12 protein-coding genes and 2 pseudogenes are annotated in these 20,417 nt (G+C 65.2%); 5 read left to right on the top strand and 9 right to left on the bottom strand.

Features of this window, described 5'->3' with window-relative positions; genetic code table 11:
• Window positions 1–28: 28 nt before the first annotated feature.
• The 4 genes from AC50X6_RS09835 to AC50X6_RS09820 are packed head-to-tail and all read right to left on the bottom strand — an operon-like array spanning window position 29 to window position 7,757.
• The gene (locus AC50X6_RS09835; RefSeq protein ID WP_494966042.1) at window positions 29–949 is read right to left on the bottom strand and encodes a hypothetical protein; all 921 of its coding nucleotides are present in this window, start codon (window positions 947–949) and stop codon (window positions 29–31) included.
• Window positions 950–986: 37 nt separating this feature from the next.
• On the bottom strand, window positions 987–4,130 hold the full coding sequence (locus AC50X6_RS09830; RefSeq protein ID WP_494966041.1) for an efflux RND transporter permease subunit: 3,144 nt from the start codon (window positions 4,128–4,130) through the stop codon (window positions 987–989).
• Window position 4,131: 1 nt separating this feature from the next.
• On the bottom strand, window positions 4,132–4,584 hold the full coding sequence (locus tag AC50X6_RS09825) for a hypothetical protein (RefSeq protein ID WP_494966040.1): 453 nt from the start codon (window positions 4,582–4,584) through the stop codon (window positions 4,132–4,134).
• Window positions 4,581–7,757, bottom strand: coding sequence for an efflux RND transporter permease subunit (locus AC50X6_RS09820; protein ID WP_494966039.1), 3,177 nt, complete (start codon window positions 7,755–7,757; stop codon window positions 4,581–4,583). The genes AC50X6_RS09825 and AC50X6_RS09820 overlap by 4 nt, the downstream gene beginning before the upstream one ends.
• 781 nt (window positions 7,758–8,538) lie before the next feature.
• On the opposite strand from AC50X6_RS09820, the gene leuS reads away from it, so the two are divergent.
• Both leuS and AC50X6_RS09810 read left to right on the top strand, forming a co-directional pair.
• The gene (gene leuS / locus AC50X6_RS09815) at window positions 8,539–11,070 is read left to right on the top strand and encodes a leucine--tRNA ligase (RefSeq protein ID WP_494966038.1); all 2,532 of its coding nucleotides are present in this window, start codon (window positions 8,539–8,541) and stop codon (window positions 11,068–11,070) included.
• A 66-nt stretch (window positions 11,071–11,136) separates the two neighbouring features.
• Complete coding sequence (locus AC50X6_RS09810) at window positions 11,137–12,147, top strand: DegV family protein (RefSeq protein WP_494966037.1); 1,011 nt, start codon at window positions 11,137–11,139, stop codon at window positions 12,145–12,147.
• Window positions 12,148–12,210: 63 nt separating this feature from the next.
• On the opposite strand, the gene glgX is transcribed toward AC50X6_RS09810, so the two are convergent.
• The 4 genes and pseudogenes from glgX to AC50X6_RS09790 form a co-directional block, all read right to left on the bottom strand.
• Window positions 12,211–14,352: a glycogen debranching protein GlgX gene (gene glgX, locus AC50X6_RS09805; RefSeq protein ID WP_494966036.1), complete on the bottom strand. Its 2,142-nt coding sequence runs from the start codon at window positions 14,350–14,352 to the stop codon at window positions 12,211–12,213.
• A gap of 156 nt (window positions 14,353–14,508) precedes the next feature.
• Complete coding sequence (locus AC50X6_RS09800) at window positions 14,509–16,341, bottom strand: pyruvate kinase (protein WP_494966035.1); 1,833 nt, start codon at window positions 16,339–16,341, stop codon at window positions 14,509–14,511.
• Between the two features lie 148 nt (window positions 16,342–16,489).
• Window positions 16,490–17,074 (bottom strand): annotated as a pseudogene (locus tag AC50X6_RS09795) (CHAD domain-containing protein); the annotation flags it as partial.
• Window positions 17,059–17,274, bottom strand: a pseudogene (locus tag AC50X6_RS09790) (CHAD domain-containing protein); the annotation flags it as partial. The pseudogenes AC50X6_RS09795 and AC50X6_RS09790, both read right to left, overlap by 16 nt.
• Window positions 17,275–17,665: 391 nt before the next feature.
• Here AC50X6_RS09790 and AC50X6_RS09785 point away from each other — a divergent pair.
• Window positions 17,666–18,052: a winged helix DNA-binding protein gene (locus AC50X6_RS09785; protein ID WP_494966034.1), complete on the top strand. Its 387-nt coding sequence runs from the start codon at window positions 17,666–17,668 to the stop codon at window positions 18,050–18,052.
• 46 nt (window positions 18,053–18,098) lie between these two features.
• Here the strand turns inward: AC50X6_RS09785 and AC50X6_RS09780 are convergent, their stop codons facing one another.
• Complete coding sequence (locus tag AC50X6_RS09780) at window positions 18,099–19,055, bottom strand: amino acid-binding protein (RefSeq protein ID WP_494966033.1); 957 nt, start codon at window positions 19,053–19,055, stop codon at window positions 18,099–18,101.
• Window positions 19,056–19,516: 461 nt separating this feature from the next.
• On the opposite strand from AC50X6_RS09780, the gene AC50X6_RS09775 reads away from it, so the two are divergent.
• Window positions 19,517–20,062 carry an SLBB domain-containing protein gene (locus AC50X6_RS09775; protein ID WP_494966032.1) on the top strand — a complete coding sequence of 182 codons (546 nt, stop codon included), beginning with the start codon at window positions 19,517–19,519 and terminating at the stop codon, window positions 20,060–20,062.
• A 13-nt stretch (window positions 20,063–20,075) separates the two neighbouring features.
• Window positions 20,076–20,396, top strand: coding sequence for a ComEA family DNA-binding protein (locus AC50X6_RS09770; RefSeq protein WP_494966139.1), 321 nt, complete (start codon window positions 20,076–20,078; stop codon window positions 20,394–20,396).
• Window positions 20,397–20,417 lie beyond the last annotated feature (21 nt).

Raw genomic sequence — 20,417 nt, 5'->3', positions numbered from 1 at the left:
CGGATAAGGCTAAGGGCAGCGGCACGTCTCAGGAGACCGGGCCCGGATAGGCCACCACGGCGCGCGGCGTCTTGGCATAGACATCCTTGCTGACCGTGTATCCCCGTTTGTCCTGCTTCAATGCCTGCGCATTGACGCTCGCCAGCTCGGCACGGCTCAGCTTTTTGATCTTGACGAGGTCCATGAACTCCTGGTCCGCGCCGCTGACGGCCGTCACCTTGATGAGCCCCGTTCCGGCTGAATAGAACTTGCGCTGGTGGCCCGCGCTCGGCGGATCCAGCGGATTGAATTCATCGATCACCATCACATCGTTGTAGCAGCCCGTTTTCACACATACGCGCTGGTTCTTGTACAGCACGCGGCCGCAGTCCAGGAAGTCCACGCTGGGCGCGTAGGCCTGGACATACGCCGGGGAGTTCCGGTGGGGGCTGCCTTGTAGGGCGATTCCCGCCTGTGTCCCCTTGATACCGCTGACGAAGGTGCTGGGAGCGCCCGCCAGCTTCCCGTTCTCGTACTCCTCCGGATACTCCCCGAAGAGCCAGACGCTGCCCGACCTCTTCGACTGGGCGAAGAAGGCGAGTTCTGATTCCGCCAGGACGCCGTCGGAGTAGTCCCGGTCCCACAGCACCTGGGTCTTGACGCCGTTGATCACCTTCGTCAGCCCCGTCACCGTGTGGACGACCGAATGGGCGCTCACGCTGCCGTCGGCGGACCTGACCTCCCCGGTGGTGGTGAACTGCATGCCGGGCTTGAGCGTGAGCCACTTGTTGTCGATCACCGGATTTGCCGGGAAATCGGCACGGTTGAACTTGATCGCCGAGCCGGGTCCGCAGAGCTCCTGCGGATTCGGCGCGGCGGTGGCCGCGGCGGCCGTGCTCACCGTCAGCGTTCCCAGTACCAGCAGGATCGCTGAACCGTAGGCTGTGAAGCGCTTTCCTCGTTGAGACATTGGTTTGGCCTCTCCTGATGTGGTTGATTGGCTGCGGCTAGACGGCCGGAACCGGCTGGGGCTGGTTGGGCCGGCGCTCACGCTTTGGTCCTTTCTTGGCGAACCGCAGGTACAGCGAGGGGACGATGAACAGGTTGACCAGCGTCGAAGTGACAAGGCCGCCCAGGATCACCACCGCCATGGGATGTTCGATCTCATGACCCGGGATGTTGCCCATGACCACCAAGGGGACGAGGGCCAGGGCGGTCGCGAGCGTCGTCATCAGGATCGGTGACAAGCGCTCCGCGGCACCCCGCAGCACCAGGTCCCGGCCGAAGGGCATACCCTCGAACTGTTCAAGGTGCTGGCAGTGGTTGATGAGCAGGATGCCGTTCCGGGCTGCGATGCCCATGAGGGTCAGGAAACCGACCAGGGACCCCAGGGACAGGATCCCGCCGCTGAGGTGGGCTGCGATTATGCCGCCCACCAGGGCCACCGGAAGCGTCAGGATGGCGAGTGTCGCCAGCCGCCAGCTTCTGAAAGCGGCCTGGAGCAGGAGGTAGACCACAATCAACGCGCCCGCCGAGAAGAGCAGCAGCCGCTGTGAGGCGGCCTGGCGCTCTGCGTATTCGCCGAGAACAACCGCGCTGTAGCCGACCGGGAACTCGACCGACTTCATCTCGGACTGCAGCTTCTCCACAACCCGCGCCAGATCCCCTTCCTTGACGTTGGCACTGACATCAATGCGCCGCGATCCCTCCGAACGCTCAATCACGTTCGGCGTGGGTTTGACCGAGATCGTGGCGACGTCAGCCATCCGGATCTTCGTCCCGCTGGGCGTATCCAGCGGGAGGTTCTCGATGCTCGTGACGCTTGTCCGGATCGCCGGCAGGCTCCACACCTGGACGTCATAGGCCTTGCCGTCCCGGTAGACGTCGCCCACTTCTTCGCCAGCCACCAGGGTGGCCGCCGCACGGCGCACGTCGCCAGGCTTCAGGCCGTGGCGGTTGGCAGCCTCCAGATTCACTTCCACGTTGATCTGCGGAATGTTGGCCTGGAGAGCGACCTTCGCACCGACGGTTCCCTCAATACCGCCCAGGATGGTTTTGAGCTTGTCGGCCTGCTGGTGCAGCGTCGCGAGATCATCACCGTAGATTCGGACGACGACCGCGTAGCCGGTGCCGGTCAGGACCTCACGGATACGCTCCTTGAGGTAGGTCTGGACGTCCCGCACGATTCCGGGGTAGCCGTCTACGACCTCCTGGACGGCCGCGAGGGTCTCGTCGTAGTCGACCGCCGGGTCGACGCTGATCCAGTTCTCACCGAAGTAGACACCCACCACCTCATCGGCATTGAACGCCTGCCCGGTGTGGGCCCCGCAATTGTTCACGCCGGGGATCGTCATCAGTTCCTTGCAGGCCAGCTGGCTGACGCGGACTTCTTCGGAGTTGGACGTGCCAGGCTGCGTGAGCCAGTGCATCAGGAAGTCACGCTCCTTGAAGGACGGGAGCAATGACTGGCCCAGGAGCGGGGCCGCCACAACGCCGACTAAGCCCAGAGCACCCAAAGCCACGTAGCCCGGCAACGGCCGGCGGACAATCGGGAGCAGCGCTGCGTTGTACCAGCGCTTGAGGATCCGGACCAGAGGTGGGTCGCGGTCTTCCAGTTTGGCGTTCCGGAGGAAGATGTACGCCAGCGCAGGGGTGACGGTGAGCGCCACGAGCATGGACGCCATCACCGCGAGGGTGTAGGAAGTGGCCAGCGGGCGGAAAAAGGCCCCCGTCAGACCGTCCAGGAAGAAGATCGGCACTGTGGCGGCGACGATGATCAACGTGGCGTAGACAATCGGACCGCGGACCTCGAGCGAGGCATTCACCACGACGCGGGCGGTGCTGCCCACCCCGCCGCTGGCGCGGTGCTGGCGCAATCGCCGGACGATGTTCTCGACGTCGATGATGGCATCGTCCACCACCACACCGACGGCGATCACCAACCCCGCAAGCACCATAGTGTTGACCGTGCCTCCGGTCCAATACAGCACCAGGGCGGCGGCCATCAGCGACAACGGAATGGCCGTCACACTGACCAGCGCTGTGCGCCATTGGAAGAGAAAGACACTCAGGACAAGGATGACCAGAAGGCAGCCAAGCAGAAGCGAGACGCCCAGATTGCCCAGCGATTCCTCGATGAATGTTGCAGGCCGGAAGATGGCGGTGTCCACGGCGATGCCGGTCAGGCCGGGCTCGAGCTGTTTCAGTGCCTCTTCCACCCCACGCGTCACCTCGAGCGTATTGCCCCACGGGAGCTTCTCAACGATCAGCATGAGTCCCGGACCGCCGTTGATGACGGCATCTCCAATCAGCTGCTGGTGGTCCTCCACGACGTTGGCAACGTCTGAGAGGCGCAAGGGGGTCTGGCCCTCACGATCCTCCAGCGCTACCTTCGCCAGCTCCTCCGGGGAGGTGATGGGCTGGACGTGGCGGATACCCATGCTCTGGCTTGGTGTTTCGAGCGCCCCGCCGGTACCGATCAGGGCGCCGGGGGAGTATTGGAGCAGGCCCGCGTCCAGGGCGTCGGCGGTGGAACTCATGACTGTTTCCAGGGTGACGTTGTTTGATGCGAGCTTTGCCGGGTCAACCTGCACCTGAAGCATTTGGAGGCGCTCGCCCCAGATTGCCACGTTGGCCACTCCCGGGACCCGCAGGAGATGGGCCCTGATGTTCCAATAGGAAATCATGGACATCTCGATCAAGGACCGCGTGTCCGAGGACAGGCCGATCTTCATAACGCGGCTCGTCGAAGACAGCGGCTGCAGCATCAGCGGGGGTGCTGCCCAGGTGGGCAGGGTCGGTATCACCGTGGCCATCCGCTCGGACACCAGTTGCCGTGCTGTGAGCAGATCCATGTCGTTCTTGAATTCCAGCACGATCGACGAGAGCTGGGGTACAGATTTGGAACGCATGTGGTCGAGGCCATCGATTCCGTTGAAGGCCTCTTCCATCGGAACAGATACCAGTTCTTCGACCTCGGCGGCGGTAAGTCCCAGGCAGGCTGTCTGGACTTCGACTTTCGGCGGGGCGAACTCGGGGAACACATCCACCGAGGCGCTGCTGAGTTGAGCGCCGCCCACGATCATCAGTGCTGCAGCCATCGCAATGATAATGGATCTGAACCGCAGGCTGGCTGCGACTATCCGGCGCATGTCATTTGCCCGTATTGAACTCGGCGCCGAACAGTTCAGGCGCGCCTACCGTTACCACTGCAGTCCCCACGGCGGGGCCCGCGGTGGCCGTGACCACGCCTGCTTCGACTTTGGTGACGGCGACCGCCTGGCGCTCATAAACCCGCGGGGTGGGGTTGGTGTACACCCAGGTCTTACCATTGGCGTCGTACATCAGGGCGCCGTAGGGCAGAAGCACGTCCGTTCCGGTGCCCGCCGTAACCGGCTCGGTCTTCAGATCGAGCCGCTCCACGCCTCGCTGGGTCAGGGTCAGTTTCGCGATGCCGGTGGTAGCGTTCTTCTCCACCTTGGCGGGGGCCTCAGCAACCGATGCAGGCGTTACCGAGGGCTGAGCGCACGCCGCGAGGGAGAACACAAGGGCTGCACAGACAGCGGCCGCAAGAGGCAGGCGCCGTTGGGGCTTTTGGCTGGTCATTTTACTTCCACCTTTTCCTGCATTGCGGGTTGAACCGGGATCTCTGATTCGTAGACTTCTGACCATTCTTCCGGTGCGGTGCGGGGACCGAACCAAAGTGTCAGCAGAGGGAACACCAAGAGCGCCACGAGCGTAGCGGTCACGGTGCCCCCGGCGATGATCAGCAACATCGGGGCGACGACAGCCTGGCCGACGGTACCGCCCAATACAGCGGGTGGTATCAGGACCACCGCCGTGATCAGTGCGGACTTCAGGACCGGCGACAGCCGTTCCCGGGCCGCCATCACAACGATCCGCCCGTGCGACGTCTGCGGCATGGCCCGCCACAGCTCGTCGACTCGAGCGGACAGGAGGGCCGCATTGCGGGCCGCCATGGCCAGCACTACGGCGAAGGCGGTCAGTGAGAGCCAGGAGAGCGTCGCTGCGCCAAGCCAGGCAGCCACCGCCGCGCCGGCCAGCGCCGCGGGCATTGCCAGGAAAACGGCGAGGGCCAGTTTCCAGCTCCGCACTGCGGTCTGGAGCAGCAGCAGTACGCCCAGAAGGGCGGCCACTCCAAGCCAGAGCACCACAGCGTCGGCAGCCTGCACCTCGCTGTATTTCTTCGGGATCTCGGCGTGGTACTCAAGCGGGAACTGGATCTGCTTGACTGCCGCTTCAATGTCGCGTTGTACATCCGCCAGCGGCCGGCTGCTTACATCCGCTACGACATCGATCCGCCGTGAGGTGTCATCGTGCATGATGACAACTTCGTTGGGGACCATCCGGACCGCGGCGATCTCGCCAAGCGTGACGTGGCCGCCGCCGGGGGTGTCGAGGAGCAGTTCACGGATGCTCGTCATGTCATCCCTGACATTGACCGCACCGCGAACAACAACTTCGAAAACTTTCTGCTGCTCAAAGAGGTTGCCGACGACGATTCCCTGCATCAGTGCAGCCGCGGCGCGCCTGGCGTCACCGGGCTTGATGCCAACCTTCTGGGCCGCTTCAAGGTTAACTTCGATCTCCACGATGGGAGTCTTGGTGGTGGCATTGATTTTCGGGTTCTTTACCCCGCTGATACCCTCCATTGCCTTGCGGACTTCTTCGGCTTTTTCGCGCAGGACCGGCATGTCCGTGCCGTAGACCCGGACTGCGAAGCCCGGTTCCATGCTGTTGCGCATAGCGCCGATTTTCTGCTGGGAGTAGTTCAGGACGTTGTTCGCGATGCCCGGGTAGCCCTGGACCACGTCCCGAACCGCCTGCTCCGTCTCGCCGAAGTTCGCGTTCTGCGCGATTGACACCCAGAGTTCGGCTGAACTGTTTCCGACCACCTGATCCGAGGAAATGGCGCGACCGATGTGCCCGCCGACTCCCGATACCCCGGGGAGGGCCCGGAGTTCGTCGGAGGCTTTGGACGCGATCCGGCGGACCTCGTCATTGGAGGTGCCGGCCATGGTGTCCCACTGGACCAGCAGAGTCCTGTCCGGCAGGGTGGGAACGACTGGCCGGTTGCCGAGCAGCTGGGATCCGGCGGCAAGGCCGAGGACCCCGATGACAGCAATGGAGACCAGGCCGAGGGCTCGGCGGGAACGGACACCGTTGAGTGCGCGGTCGTAGTAGGCCCTTGCGCGTCCGGCGGCAGCGACTTCCTGCCGGGGAGCTGTCTCGCGCGGGAGGAGCATCTGGGCCAGGACCGGAGTGAGGGAGATCCCGACGAGTAATCCGGCCGCAAGGGCCAGCACCAGGGACCAGAACAGTGGCTGGAAGAAGGAGCCGCCGATCCCGGTGACGAACAGCGTCGGAATGAGGACTATCACCATGATGAGGGAGGCGTGGAACAGGGGCGTGCGAACTCCGCCGACGATGTGGACGATGCGTGAGCGCAGCGTGGCGTCGGTTTCAGTGGCCGTGGTGACCAGCGGCCGGCGTCGTTGTGCCTGGATGTCTTCTACGATGTCTCCCACAATGACCGACATGCCGAGGATGATGCCGACCAGGACAGTGATATTAAGCGTGGCGCTTTGCGAGTAGAGAACCACAGCGGCGGCCAGGACGGTGGTCGAGATAGCCACGAGGGCAATCACGGCGACCCGCCAGGAGCGGAACAGCAGCCAGAAGAGCCCCACGGCGATCAGGAGGCTGAGCAACAGCGCCAGGCTCAGGCCGTTGACTGATTCCTGGACGGTAGTCGCAGGGCGGAAAACGGTGGTGTCAATCGTAATGCCGGTCAAGCCGGGCTCCATGTCCTTCAGAGCGGCCTCGATATTCTCGGTGACCTGCAGGGCGCTGGTTCCGGGGAACTTCTCAACGACCAGCATGAGGCCGGCGTCCTGCCCGACGACGGCGTCGCCGATCAGGGGCTGATGGTCTTCCTTGACCTGGGCGATATCGCCCAGGAGCATCGCCGGGATCGATTCCTCAACGCTGACCTTGGAGAGGTCCGCCGGGGTGCGGATCGGCAGGACATGCTGGATGCCGAGGCGCTGGCTGGGTGACTCCACGAAACCGCCGGTGCCCGGTGTCGAAGCCTCGAGGAAGCTCAACGGGGAAACCCATACGGCGTTGCCGGCAGTCTTGATGATCTGTTCAAGGGTGATGCCCTTGTCCCGCAGCTGGGTCGGAGTGACCTCGACCTGGAGTTGTTGTTCGCGCTGGCCCCAGATGGAAACGTTGGCCACACCCGGAATGCCGATAAGCCGCGGCTTGATCTTCCACCGGGCCAGGACCGACATTTCGATCCCGGAGAGCTGCTTGGAATTCATCTTGACCATCAGCACGCGGCTGGTGGAGGAAAGCGGCTGCATGATCAGGGGTGGTGCCGAAACGTTCGGCAAGGCGTGCGCCTGCGTCATGCGCTCCGCGACCAGCTGGCGGGCGCGAAGCAGATCGGTGCCAGGCTCGAAGATCAGCTCGATTGATGACAGCCCCGGCACCGACTTGGAACGGATCTCGTCCAGCCAGGCCACGCCGTTGAGGAGGTCCGCTTCCATCGGGGAGGTGATGAGCTGTTCCACTTCAACAGCGGAAAGGCCCAGGGCCTCCGTCTGGATCTCAACGTGCGCCGGCGCGAACTCGGGCATCGTATCCACCGCCATTTGCGGGACGTTCACGACGCCGAAGGTAATGAGGCCCGCCGCGAGGGCGAGAACCAGGATGCGGAATTGCAGACTGAAGCGGGTAACCCAGCCAAACATGGCTAGCCCTCTTCCTGGCGGCCGCCGGATGCGCGGCGGTGCACGGGCAGATTGTTGAATTGCTGCAGGGCAGAACTACGCAAGAGATACATATCAGGCTCCTCAACCCGAGACCTATGCGAATCCCCCCACAGGATCCCCCCACGAGATCTTGAGAGAATAGTGTTCCTATTCGACCCGTTTGGCAAGGCGCAGAAAATAGGGGTTCACTGCCGTTTCCGGTTCATTCTTTCCGTCGGATCCGAGTAAATTCAGTACGCGAAATGAATTTACCTGCACCGGATACTAACGATACTTGGACCGTGCCCAGAAGCTACGTGATCGGGTCAGTCGAGTACTTGGTTCTGAATTGTGGCTACGCAACTCCGCTTTAGCAGATAGTGCTGTAAGTACAGCTCGCCTGCAGGTGATGAATTTGTAACAATTTGAGTTCGCGGACACCCGGATATTCCCGTGCTGTTACATCCGGTGCCAATCACGGCCACAGCCGCTTTGCTGCGATACCGCTACCGTTTCCCCGGGATCCGGCCGGAAGCGCTAAAGTAGTCGTGTGCGTGCGATCCTCTTGTTTGGCTAGCCGCCCGGCGTCCCGGCGAGAACTCGCAGTGCCGTGCGGCAGCCCCTCCATGTCGAGGGGCTTTTGTGTGTCCGGGCTGTTTCCGGGCCGGCAGCAGGGTCCTGGGCACAAGTGCCGGGGCGGGGCAAAACCGTCGCCGGAGGACAAAGCCTGACCGTGAGGTTTTGAACACCGTGAAGCTTGAAAGAACAGAAGAGGCCAGCAGTGAGCGTTCAGCCGGAGACAGAGACCGGAACACCCGCAGTCGCGGCGGAGGGCCCCGACGAGGGTGCCTACAGCTTTGCGGCGATGGAGGCCAAATGGCCGCAGGTCTGGGATGACCTGAAAGTCTTCACGCCGCTGGACGACGGCTCAAGGGAACGCCGCTACGTGTTGGACATGTTCCCGTACCCGTCCGGCGACCTCCACATGGGCCACGCCGAAGCGTTCGCGATGGGCGACGTCGTCGCGCGGTACCTGCGCCAGCAAGGCTACGACGTACTGCACCCTATCGGCTGGGACTCCTTCGGGCTGCCGGCGGAGAACGCGGCGATCAAGCGCAACGCCCACCCCAGCGAATGGACGTACGCCAACATCAACACCCAGGCGGCGTCCTTCAAGCGCTACGCCATCTCCGCCGACTGGTCCCGCCGCATCCACACCTCGGACCCGGAGTACTACCGCTGGACCCAGTGGCTGTTCAAACGCTTCTACGAGCGCGGCCTGGCGTACCGCAAGGATTCCCCGGTCAACTGGTGCCCCAAGGACCAGACCGTGCTGGCCAACGAACAGGTGGTCAACGGTGCCTGTGAGCGCTGCGGCACCCCCGTCACCAAGAAGTCCCTGAACCAGTGGTACTTCAAAATCACCGAGTACGCCGACCGGCTGCTCGATGACATGGACGAGCTGCGCGGCCACTGGCCCGAGCGTGTCCTGGCCATGCAGAAGAACTGGATCGGCCGTTCCGAAGGCGCCCACGTCAGCTTCGTGATCGAGGCCGACGGCGGCAAGCCCGCCCGGGACGTCACGGTGTTTACCACCCGCCCCGACACACTGTACGGCGCCACGTTCTTCGTCGTCGCCGCGGATGCGCCGATGGCCCTCGAACTGGTCACGGACGAACACGCCGCTGCCCTGGACGCCTACCGCGAACAGGTCAAGGCGCTCTCCGAAATCGAACGCCAGTCCACGGAGCGGGAGAAGACCGGTGTCTTCACCGGCCGCTACGCCATCAACCCGCTGAACGGCGAAAGGCTGGCCGTCTGGGCGGCCGACTACGTGCTGGCCGACTACGGCACCGGCGCGATCATGGCTGTCCCGGCCCACGACCAGCGTGACCTCGACTTCGCCCGCACCTTCGGGCTGCCGGTCCGGACTGTGCTGGACACCGGGGTGGAGGATCCCGCCGTGACCGGCACCGCGACCACCGGCGAGGGAACGCTGATCAACTCCGGCGCCCTGGACGGACTGCCCAAGGCGGAAGCCATCCCGGCCGCGATCGAGATCCTGCAGCAGCAGGGCACGGGGGAGAAGTTCGTCAACTTCCGCCTGCGTGATTGGCTGCTCAGCCGGCAGCGTTTCTGGGGCACCCCGATCCCGATCATCCACTGCCCCTCGTGCGGGGAAGTCCCGGTGCCGGACGATCAACTGCCGGTCACGCTGCCTGCGGACCTGCGTGGCGAAGACCTGTCCCCGAAGGGCACATCGCCGCTGGCCGCCGTCGAAAGCTGGGTCAACGTCGAGTGCCCCGGCTGCCACGGCCCGGCCAAGCGCGACACGGACACCATGGACACCTTTGTGGATTCGTCCTGGTACTTCCTGCGGTTTGTCTCCCCGGAGTACACCGACGGTCCGTTCGATCCGGCCAAAATCAACGACTGGATGCCGGTGGGCCAGTATGTGGGCGGCGTGGAGCACGCCATCCTGCACCTGCTGTACGCGCGGTTCTTCACCAAGGTCATCCACGACCTCGGCATGATCGACGCCGACGAGCCGTTCAGCGCCCTGCTCAACCAAGGCCAGGTCCTCAACGGCGGCAAGGCCATGAGCAAGTCGCTGGGCAATGGCGTGGACCTCAGCGAGCAGCTGGACAAATTCGGCGTCGACGCCGTTCGGCTCACCATGATCTTCGCCTCCCCGCCGGAGGACGACGTCGACTGGGCGGACGTTTCGCCGTCGGGCTCCGCGAAGTTCCTGGCCCGGGCCTGGCGCCTGGGGCAGGACGTGGCGAGCAAACCCGGCGTCGACGTCTCCACCGGCGACCGTGCGCTGCGCACCGTCACGCACCGGACCATCGCCGATGCCGAAGCCCTGCTGGAGAACAACAAGTTCAACGTGGTTGTTGCGAAGCTGATGGAACTGGTCAACGCAACCCGCAAAACCATAGATGCAGCCAGCGGAGCCGGCGGCGCAGACCCGGCCGTCCGCGAGGCAGCGGAGGCCGTCGCGGTGATTCTGAGCCTCTTCGCGCCGTACACGGCCGAGGACCTGTGGAGCGTGCTGGGGCACCCGGCCTCCGTGGCCAACGCCGGCTGGCCCACTCACGACGAGGCACTCCTCGTGCAGGACACGGTCACCGCCGTCGTCCAGGTGCAGGGCAAGGTGCGGGACCGCCTGGACGTCTCGCCGGACATCAGCGAGGACGAACTGCGCGGACTGGCGCTGGCCTCGGAAAACGTCCGGCGAGCCCTCGACGGCAGGGCAATCCGCACGGTGATCGTACGGGCGCCTAAACTGGTCAACATCGTCCCGGCGTAGCCGGGCAGGTCAAACCGGCTACTCCATTTTGACCAGCCGCCAGATCAGCACAGCAGGAGGTGCCCCGTGCCGGACCGCGAACCAGCAGGATGGCCGTGGCTGAGGGAGCGCCTTGTCCGGCTCCGGCAGGCCGCCCGGCCCGGCGCCGTCCCCGAGGCGGCGACCGCCGCCGTCGTCCGGACCGCTGTGGTCACGGACTCCGCGGCCGCGCTGCCGGCCGACTGGGTGCGGGCCTTCACCGAAAACGGCCTGCTGACGGTGGTGCCTATGCCCGTGATGGTGGGCGCGGAAATCTACGGCGAGGGCGAAGACGACATTGCCGACACGATTGCCGTGGCCCTCGCCAGCGGCACTCCCGTCAAAACCTCACGCCCCTCACCCGGACAGTTCGAGCAGGCGTACACTGCCGCACTCCAGCGTGGCTTCGAGTCCGTGGTATCCGTCCATATTTCCGGCGAACTCTCCGGAACCGCAGACTCGGCCCGGCTCGCGGCCACCCGTGTCGGCATCCCGGTGGAGGTCCTGGATTCACGGACCGTCGGGATGGCACAGGGCATGGGTGTGCAGAGCGCCGTTGTTGCTGCCGCCGACGGCAGGAACGCCGCGGACGTGCGGGCGTTCGCCGAGGAACGGCTGGCCCGCACCCGGGTCTACTTCTACGTACCGAGCCTCGAACAGCTGCGCCGCGGCGGCCGGATCGGCGCGGCCGCGTCGCTCTGGGGCACCATGTTCGCGATCAAACCCATCCTGGCGGTCACGGACGGCAAGATCATTCCGCTGGAAAAGGTCCGGTCCGCGGTCAGGGCCATCACCCGGCTGGAACAAATCGTGGCCGCCGATGCCGCCGCGCGCCCCAACGGACAGGCCCGGCTGGCGGTACATCATTTCGGCAACCGGGCCGAGGCCGAGCAGCTTGCCGCACGCCTGGCGCTTCTGCTGCCTGAGTGCCCGGCGGCTCAAATCAGCGCCCTGCCGGCCGTCCTGGCCGCCCACGCCGGACTCGGCGTGCTGGCAGTGATCGTGGGGGAGAGCAGCACCCCTGCAGCCCCGGCAGGGTCCCGGGCTCATTCCGCCTAGCCCTCTTCCGCCTGCCACGAAAATCAGGTGACGGGGGCGGCTGACCTGCGCTTTGGGGCGGCGCTATTCCGCTACGGAGCGGAGGATCCAGGTGGTGCGCCGAGGAACGTTGTATTCGGTGCCTGCCAGAATTCTTGCCGGCACCGGGCCGTCCCAACTTGTCAGGACGACCTCCCACTCTGCGGGAAAGTACTCCGTCGGTGTTTGGTGCAGGACGTCATGGGATGACGCGTTGAAGACTATGAGGAAGTCGTTTTCGGGTTCGTTCCGGCGGGTCCGTACGGCCTTGCCGTTCAGGTAACAGGCCAAGGACTTTCCCCATGACTGGTCCCATTGGGTCCCCGTCCGGGGCGTTCCATCGGCGTTGAGCCAGAGGATGTCGGGCAGCCTGATGCCCTCCGCCGGGGCCACCGGCCTCCCATCGAAGAAGGTGCGGCGCCGGAATACAGGGTAGTCCCGGCGGAGCCTGACGACCTTGGAGGTGAACTCGATCATGTCCTCGTCGGCGGAGGCCCAGTCGATCCACGAGATCTCGTTGTCCTGGCAGTAGGCGTTGTTGTTGCCTCCCTGGGTGTGGCCCAGTTCGTCGCCGTGGCGCAGCATGGGGACTCCCTGTGCGAGGACGCAGGTGATCATCAAGTTACGCATTTGGCGGGAGCGGAGGGTGGTGACCCCGGAGTCCGCGGTGGGTCCCTCCGCGCCACAGTTCCAGGAACGGTTGTCGGACCCGCCGTCACGGTCGTCCTCGCCGTTCGCTGTGTTGTGCTTGCGGTCGTAGGAGACGAGGTCCCGCAGTGTGAAGCCGTCGTGTGCAGTCACGAAGTTCACGGACGCGCTCGGCTGGCGGCCGTCGTCCTGGTAGAGGTCGGCGGAGCCTGTCAGGCGGTTCGCGAGCTCGGCCATGACCCCCGGCCTGCCGCGCCAGAAGTCGCGGACGACGTCGCGGAACTTGCCGTTCCACTCCATCCACCGCGGCGGGAAGTTGCCGAGCTGGTAGCCGTAGGGGCCGAGGTCCCATGGTTCGGCGATCAGCTTGACCCCGTCAAGCACCGGGTCGGAGTCGATCAGTTCGATAAGCGCGGACAGCATGTCGACACGGTCCGAGGCGCGGGCCAACGCAGGGGCGAGATCGAACCGGAAACCGTCGACGTGCATCTCCTCCACCCAGTAGTGGAGCGAGTCCATCACCAGGCGCAGGACTGTCGGTGACCCCACGTTCAGGGTGTTGCGGGTGCCCGTATAGTCCTCGTAGCGGGCCTCGTCGCCGGGGACCAGATGGTAGTACGCCCCGTTGTCGATTCCGCGGAAGCACAGGTTAGGTCCGTCGGCTCCGCCTTCGCCGGTATGGTTGTAGACCACGTCAAGGATCACCTCGATGCCGGCCTGGTGGAAGGCCTTGACCATGTCCTTGAACTCGGTGACCTGACCGCCGGGCAGTGGTACCCCGGAGATGGGGTGGCCGGGCATCGCGGTGCCACCCGCCCCGCTTACCACCGTGTATGCGTTGTGTGGTGCGAAGTAGCCGATGGGGTTGTAGCCCCAGTAGTTCGACCTGCCGTCGTGGGGCTCGTCGTTGGCGAACTGTTGGACCGGGAGGAGTTCCACCGCGGTCACGCCGATCCGATTGAGGTGAGCTACGACGGACGGATGTGCGAACCCGGCAAATGTTCCGCGCTGGGCGGCGGGAACGTCCGGGTGCAGCTTGCTCATGCCCCTGACATGGGCCTCGTAGATGACGGTCCGGTTCAAAGGAGTTCGGGGGCGGGTTTCCGTCCCCCAGTCGTAGGCGGTGTCGACGACGACGGACACGAACGTGTTGCGTCGGCTGTCCGTGAGGTCCGGCTTGGACGGGTCGTTGAAGTCGAAGGCATACAGCTCGGGTCCCCACACGAGCCGGCCATCGACGGCCTTGGCATAAGGGTCCAGCAGGAACTTTTGCGGATTGTGGCGGAGGCCCCGGGCTGGGTCCCAGGGCCCGTCGACGCGGTAGCCGTAACGTTGGCCTGCGACGACCCCTGACAGATGCGCCGTCCACAGCCCGTCTTCCACTGACATGGGGTGTCGGGTCTCGACCCCGGAGTCGTCCACCAGGCACAGGTCCACTGCGGCGGCCGTGGTGGAGGCGAGCGCGAACTCCGCGCCTTCTGCCGTCAACGTCGCGCCGAGGGCCGCGGTACGGCGGTGGCCATCCGGGAGCGCTTGCACGGTGCCACGGTACCTGACGAAGGTGAACTTCAGGGGCGCACTCTGCAGCAAGAACCGAACGCCAGCGGCGCGGGTGCAAGGCAGCGCAGCAGGAGCTTGTCCCTGCCGCGATGGGGGCGTCAGCCAAGGATTTGGGGCAGGCCAGAGCGTCAGGGGTCAGCGGTCCCAGGCCCGGAGACGGCGGAGCAGGCTGCGTTTCTTCCGGGTGTGGTCCTGCATCCGACCCAATATGTCCGCGAGCATGCTGATGGCTTCGTTGATGAACGGGCCCTTGTTCAGCATGACGCATTCGGCGCGCTGGGCCATGGCGGCGTCGGTCACCTCAGCGCGCGATGGCAGACCGGTCCTGGCCAGGATGTCCAGCACCTGGGTGGCCCAGATTACGGGGACGTGCGCGGCTTCGCAGAGCCAGAGAATTTCCTCCTGGACTTCTGCCAGCCGTTCAAAGCCTGCCTCCACAGCGAGGTCACCGCGGGCGATCATGATGCCCACGTCTGCCCACTTCATTAGTTCAAGCAGTATTTCCGGCAGCGCTTCGAACGCCGCTACGGTCTCGATCTTGAGCATGATGTCCAGGTCGCGGTCCTGCTCGGCGTCGAGGTGGGCCAGGAGACTACGGACGTCGGCCGCGCTGCGGACAAAGGACATACTGACGATGTCGGCAAGTTCTTTGACATGCTCAAGGTCGGCGAGGTCCTGCTCTGTCAGCGCCGTGACCGTGAGCCGGGTGTCAGGAAGATTGATGCCTTTTTCGGCCCGCAGCCGGGAGCCCCGTGGGGCGGCGGAGACGATCTCTGCCGTCAGTTCTCCGGCCCGAACGTCAGTGATCACTCCGCCGATTTTGCCGTCGTCGAACCAGATCCTTTCTCCGGGCTTCACATCCGTGAAGACGCTGGCGAGGGTGCACCCAATCCGGTGGGTGCCCACGGTGTGGCTGTCGGCGGGGGTAAGGTCGCTGCTGAGGATAATGGTGTCGCCGCGACGGATCGTGAAGCTTTGTTCCCGTGCCGGTAGTTCTCCGACAATGGCGGCGGGCCATTCTTGGCGGCGGGCCTTCTTTCCAGAAGAAGGTCCAGGTGCGGCGGCGAGCCTGGTCCCGGGCACGAAATAGCTCGTGTCGTGAAGGGCTGCCAGACAGCCGTCGGGTCCTGCCTGCTCGACGACCAGGGTGCGGGAGGCGCCGCGTGCATCTTCGAAGCTGATCGTTTGGCCTTCCCGCAGAGCTGCTGTCCAGGTGTCGTCCTCGAGGGGAATCATGGGGAGGGCGGGGCTCGTCACCGGCCGGTTTCCAAGCCACACGCGGGCCGGCGCGGTCACTGTACCGCGTTCGTTCCGGTCGGGTTTTACCCGGAGGGCGCGCGGGCCCGGGCGGATAGGCCCTGTGCGCAACTTGGGTCCGGCCAGATCCATCGAAACCAGGCAGCGCTTGCCCGTGGCATCTTCTGCACCACGGATATTGCCGATCATCTGCCGCCAGGTCTCAGGGGTGTCGTGCGCACAATTGATGCGGGCAAGGTCCATACCTCTCTCGATCATGCCGCGGACAATCCTGGGGTCCGTAGCCGCTTCGCCGGGCAGCGTGACCATGATCCTCGTGCCGCGTTCCTCCGGCTCCGGGCCCAGCAGATTCACTGCGTTCCGGGCGAGCCGCTGTTCGCCGTCGATGAGATCAGTCTCCGGCACGGGCTCGGCATCCGCGGACACCAGCCGCGCCAAAGTCCGGGCCACGGTGTCGACACTTTGCAGTACCCTTGATTCGGTGCGTCCCAGCGAGGAGAGTCCGTGCTTTGCCAATCCGGTCTGGAGATCACGGATGTCGTGGCGGCGCAGCTCCGTGTAGTGGATGAGGTTCCGGGCGCTGTCGCGGTGGCGGGGAAGGACAGCCGTGATGCTGTCAATGTGTCGTGTTTCGGCGTGCCTGAGGTGTCGCCCCAGCCGGTTGATTTGCTCCAGCAACGCGCGCAGTTCCTCGATCTCAGCGTCGGTCACGTGTGTCCTTTCCGGCCCGGGCGCCGGCGGCGCCACGGAAAGTGGGTAGGGAGCAGGCCCTCGTGGCACGATGGGCGCGGAGTGTTTCCCGGGCAAGGCTACCTGTCCGTGAGGTCCGGGTCGTTAACGTGGGGCGAGCAGTCAGTGACTATTTCCAGTGAAGAGGCTCGGGCGGCGATTCGCGCCATGCCCGGAAGAACCGGGTGCGGGCCTCGGCGCCGCGTTGTTGTTCCAGCGCGTGGAGGCGGCCGTAGGTGAATGCGGTCTCTGCGGTGCCCTCCGGGGACTGGGTGGCGAGTGACCGTAGCCTTTCTCTGATGATGACGCTGTCCTGATGGTCGCCCAAGAATGTTTGGATGTCTTCGGCAGTGCGGGCAAGCCTGGCGGCCTTCTTTCCGAATATCGGGACGGCTGCTTCCGCAGCGTAGCGGAGACGTTTTGCGCTCTTCCGGATCTCGTGCAGCGCCGCGTTGGCAGACTCTTCCGGCCCGTGGTCGAGGCTCTTCACCGCGCTTTCCACGCGCTGCCGTTCTGCCTCGACGAGTCGGCCTACCGTCTCCGGGGCCTTCTTGTGCGCCGGTCCGGCCGGGGGAGGGGCAGCGAGGAAGCCATCAGGAGCATCAAGAAGGCGGAAGTACCTCTCGCTTTCCATAGCAGCCAGGCCGTCCGCGAGGGCCGCCTCATAGATGACCCCGAGCTGGTCCTGGATGTATTGTTTCACTGGCCCATGATCAGATCCTGGGGTTCGGTGCTGATCAACTCATTCAAGTGGGTCCGTATGACCTCAATATCCCGCGCCGTGCCCACGGTCGCGGCGAGCCATTGAAGTTCTTCCCGCAGAAGCTCTTCGGTCCACTAGTCAGTTAGCCTGCCAAAGCTGGCCAGCACGGACCGCATCCGGCGTGCGGCCACCCGGAGCTGGTGTACCGCGTCCGGGGCTCCTTCTGGAACCCCGAGTCATGCGTCCTGACGGCCTCGATCTGCTCGTGCATGTATGAAAGAAGCACTGCTGAGGCCCGGCCCTTACGTCGCGGTCGGGGTCTTGCGGGGCCATCAGCCGGATAACGGGAGCCAAGGGCGCGTGCCAGTTTGGAGGGGAGCCCGGCAGGCTGGTGGCCCATTAAGGCGAACACCGCACCGGCGGCATCCAGTAGCCTCCGATGCCCGTCGAGCAGTTCGATCTCCCATTCCCGCCAGGCAGCAATCCACTTCCAACTTCTCAATCCCGGGCATGCTTCATGGTGTGCCGGGATGGCTTTCAGGGGCTGTGCCTTAAGCCCCAGCTGACCTTGCCCAGGCGGCAGGCTCCTGCGACCATGGCACGGTGAACAGGCCTATTGGATACTGGGTTAAGCGGCTGGATGAGTCGCTGGAGACGCAGCTCGATGCCACGCTCGCCCGCCTCCGGTTGAGCAGGCGGCAGTGGCAGGTCATGAGTGCTTTGAGTTCGGGCCCCGTCACGCCCGCGGCAGTGGCGGATATCCTGCGCCCTTTCAGCGCAGCCGACGGCGGTGACGCGCTGGAGCGGGACATGGCCGGGCTGGTTCGACGGAAGCTCGTGTTCCTGCTGGACGGTCGCCTCACCCTGACTGATGCCGGCTCCGCACTGCATTCCGAGGCGTCCTGGCTGGTGGAAGCTACCCGCCTTGAGCTCACGGCCGGCATCGGAGCGATGAGTATGCCATGGCTGGAAGCGTCCTCGAACGTATGAGCAACAATGCAGACCGGCTCGGCACGCGGTGAGCCTCCGCCGTCGTTCATCCCGATCGATGATGGTGTTGCTGACGACGCGTGGGATGGCCGCGCGAAGATCGACCGCTCTTGGGACGACGGCAAGTCCTTTTTTCGGCGGCAGAGGCATGAAATCGTCTGTGCGTCAGTTCCGTGAGTTCGGCAAGTTCGGCTAGTCGATGCGCTCGGGCGGATTCGGCTGGGGTGAACGGCGTCCGTGGGCGGGAGAATTCAAGGAGTCCCTGCCAAGGTGATGGTATCTTCAGCAGCGTCCCATCACGGGCCGGGGCACCGTCCGTGGGCCCGGTGCAGTCGCCGGAGGGGTGCGCGGGATTTATGACTGGTTCGGCTTCTAGCAGCTCGGCGACCGCGAGTTGAAGTTCGGCCGGGTCTTCCGCGACCCTCAGGGCCAGGGCCAGGGCCCTCGTCTGGCCGTCCGCGACTGTCAGGGCTGTTGCTGACCACACCCGAACATCTCGTCCACCGCCGTCCCGGGCCGCGGCGAGCAGGTCCGCATGGGTGACATGGTCCGGCGCGGCCACGACCAGTTCGGCCAGCACCCCGTCGGCGACTTGGTGGAGCCGGCACCCGAGGATGTCGGCTTCGACGAGGGAGACGCCCTCGATCAGTTTTTCCCGCCCTTCGGGATTGTCGTCGATCAGGGTCCGGACGCGCCAAAGCGCCGCCGACTCGTGCAGCCGCCTCCGGTTTCGAAGGGCGGGTGCGTGCAGCCAGCCCCGCAATGCGAGCCGGGCCGAGGGCTCGGCCACCCAGATCACCAGGATGGTGGCAGTCAAAGTCAGGACCAGCACCTTCAGTAAGTAGGGCATGTCCGTGTTGATCACAGCGGCGTGCACCACGAGTTCTATGGGCAGCATGGCTGCGACGTTGGCAAGCGTAAGCCGAAACTTTGCAGGATGGGGCAGTTGTCCGCAGGAGTCGCAGGCCAGCGCGTGGGCGGTGTGCATGTTCTGCCGTGTCATGGCTCCACCTTGGCTGGCCCGACGTTGCGCCTCAACGTCGGGTGCGTGAACACTCGGACAAAGGCGCATTGTCGCCAGCATCGCCGCAGGTGGGCGCCGTGGGCAGTCACATCAGCCGTGTTAGTTGAAGAGCCCAGCTGCCAACAAATCAGTCTGTTACGGTCGGTCGTCGAGCCGCTGTCTGCCGTTCTTGGGGGTGCCCAGACTCGCTCAGTTCCCGGGCCAGCGCGCGTGTGCACTTCGGCGTGCACCGCAACGACGACATCAGGTCCGCGCGTTATTCCGGCTCGACCAGGGCCAGCAGGGCACCGGTCAGCCCAGGGTCCGTGACCGTCCGCGGTTTCCGGCCAGCTCCTGGCCGGCGAACCCGCGCCGAAGGCCCAGCGTTCTGGCCTAGCCCTTTTCCACATAGCCCCGGCTCGGGATGGGCGCCCGGCCGGAGAGCTTCTACTGTGGTTCCCATGTCATGCCGGAACGTGTCACACCGGACGCCGGGGCCCGAATCCGCCGCAACGTGTGGGACCGCCCGGCATCGGCTGTCCGCGACACTCGGAGCGGGGGTCGACGCCGGGCGCACGGCCGGGCTGCTGGAGCTGACAGTTACCGGCGGCCCTGAAACGGCGGAGAGCGGGCGGTGGCCCGCAGCGGCGAGGCTGCGGCACCGGACCGGATTGAGGGCTGCGGTCCTGCTGGGGGCCGTTGCGCTGGTGCTGGGCGGCTGGTTCTGGTGGCAGGTGGCCGCAGGAGCGCCCGAGGTGGTGCCGCTCAGCGAGGTTTCCGCAGCAGGCGTCCAACCGACCGGACCTGACGCCGACGCCCTGTCTTCGCCTACGGGAGCCGCCACAGAGGCGACGGCGAAAAGCATCTTCGTCCACGTGGCGGGAGCCGTGGCGAAACCGGGCGTGTTGGAGATGCCGGAGGGAAGCCGGCTCCACGAGGCCATCGCAGCCGCGGGCGAGTACGGCGTCGGCGGATCCGGGCCGGCTCAACCTCGCCGCTGTACTTGAGGACGGACAACGGATTCTCGTTCCGGAGCAAGGCGAACCCGGCGACGACGAGCCTCCCCCGGATGCCGCGGGGGCGGGAGAACCCGGAACTGGGAGCACCCGAACCGGCAAGTCCGGAGCCGGGGGCACTGGTTCGGGCGGCGGCAAGGTCAATCTAAATACGGCCGGCGTCGAGGAGCTAGGCACCCTCCCGCGGGTCGGACCCGTGCTTGCCCAGCGCATCGTGGACTGGCGCAGGGAACACGGCACGTTCCAGACGGTCGAGGAGCTTGATGCCGTGGACGGGGTGGGCCCGAAACTGATGGCGGCGCTGCTACCACTGGTCCGGGTCTGAGCGGAAGCAGCGGAGATGACA

The sequence above is a fragment of the Pseudarthrobacter sp. HLT1-7 genome (assembly GCF_059383435.1).
Note: the sequence above shows the minus strand (reverse complement) of the source record. Positions and strands in the feature narration are given on the sequence as shown.

Excerpts from the sequence above, each read along its gene's own strand:
- AC50X6_RS09835 (WP_494966042.1), bottom strand. The coding sequence starts at position 949 with ATGTCTCAACGAGGAAAGCGCTTCACAGCCTACGGTTCAGCGATCCTG.
- AC50X6_RS09830 (WP_494966041.1), bottom strand. The coding sequence starts at position 4,130 with ATGCGCCGGATAGTCGCAGCCAGCCTGCGGTTCAGATCCATTATCATT.
- AC50X6_RS09825 (WP_494966040.1), bottom strand. The coding sequence starts at position 4,584 with ATGACCAGCCAAAAGCCCCAACGGCGCCTGCCTCTTGCGGCCGCTGTC.
- AC50X6_RS09820 (WP_494966039.1), bottom strand. The coding sequence starts at position 7,757 with ATGTTTGGCTGGGTTACCCGCTTCAGTCTGCAATTCCGCATCCTGGTT.
- AC50X6_RS09780 (WP_494966033.1), bottom strand. The coding sequence starts at position 19,055 with ATGACACGGCAGAACATGCACACCGCCCACGCGCTGGCCTGCGACTCC.
- AC50X6_RS09775 (WP_494966032.1), top strand. The coding sequence starts at position 19,517 with ATGTCATGCCGGAACGTGTCACACCGGACGCCGGGGCCCGAATCCGCC.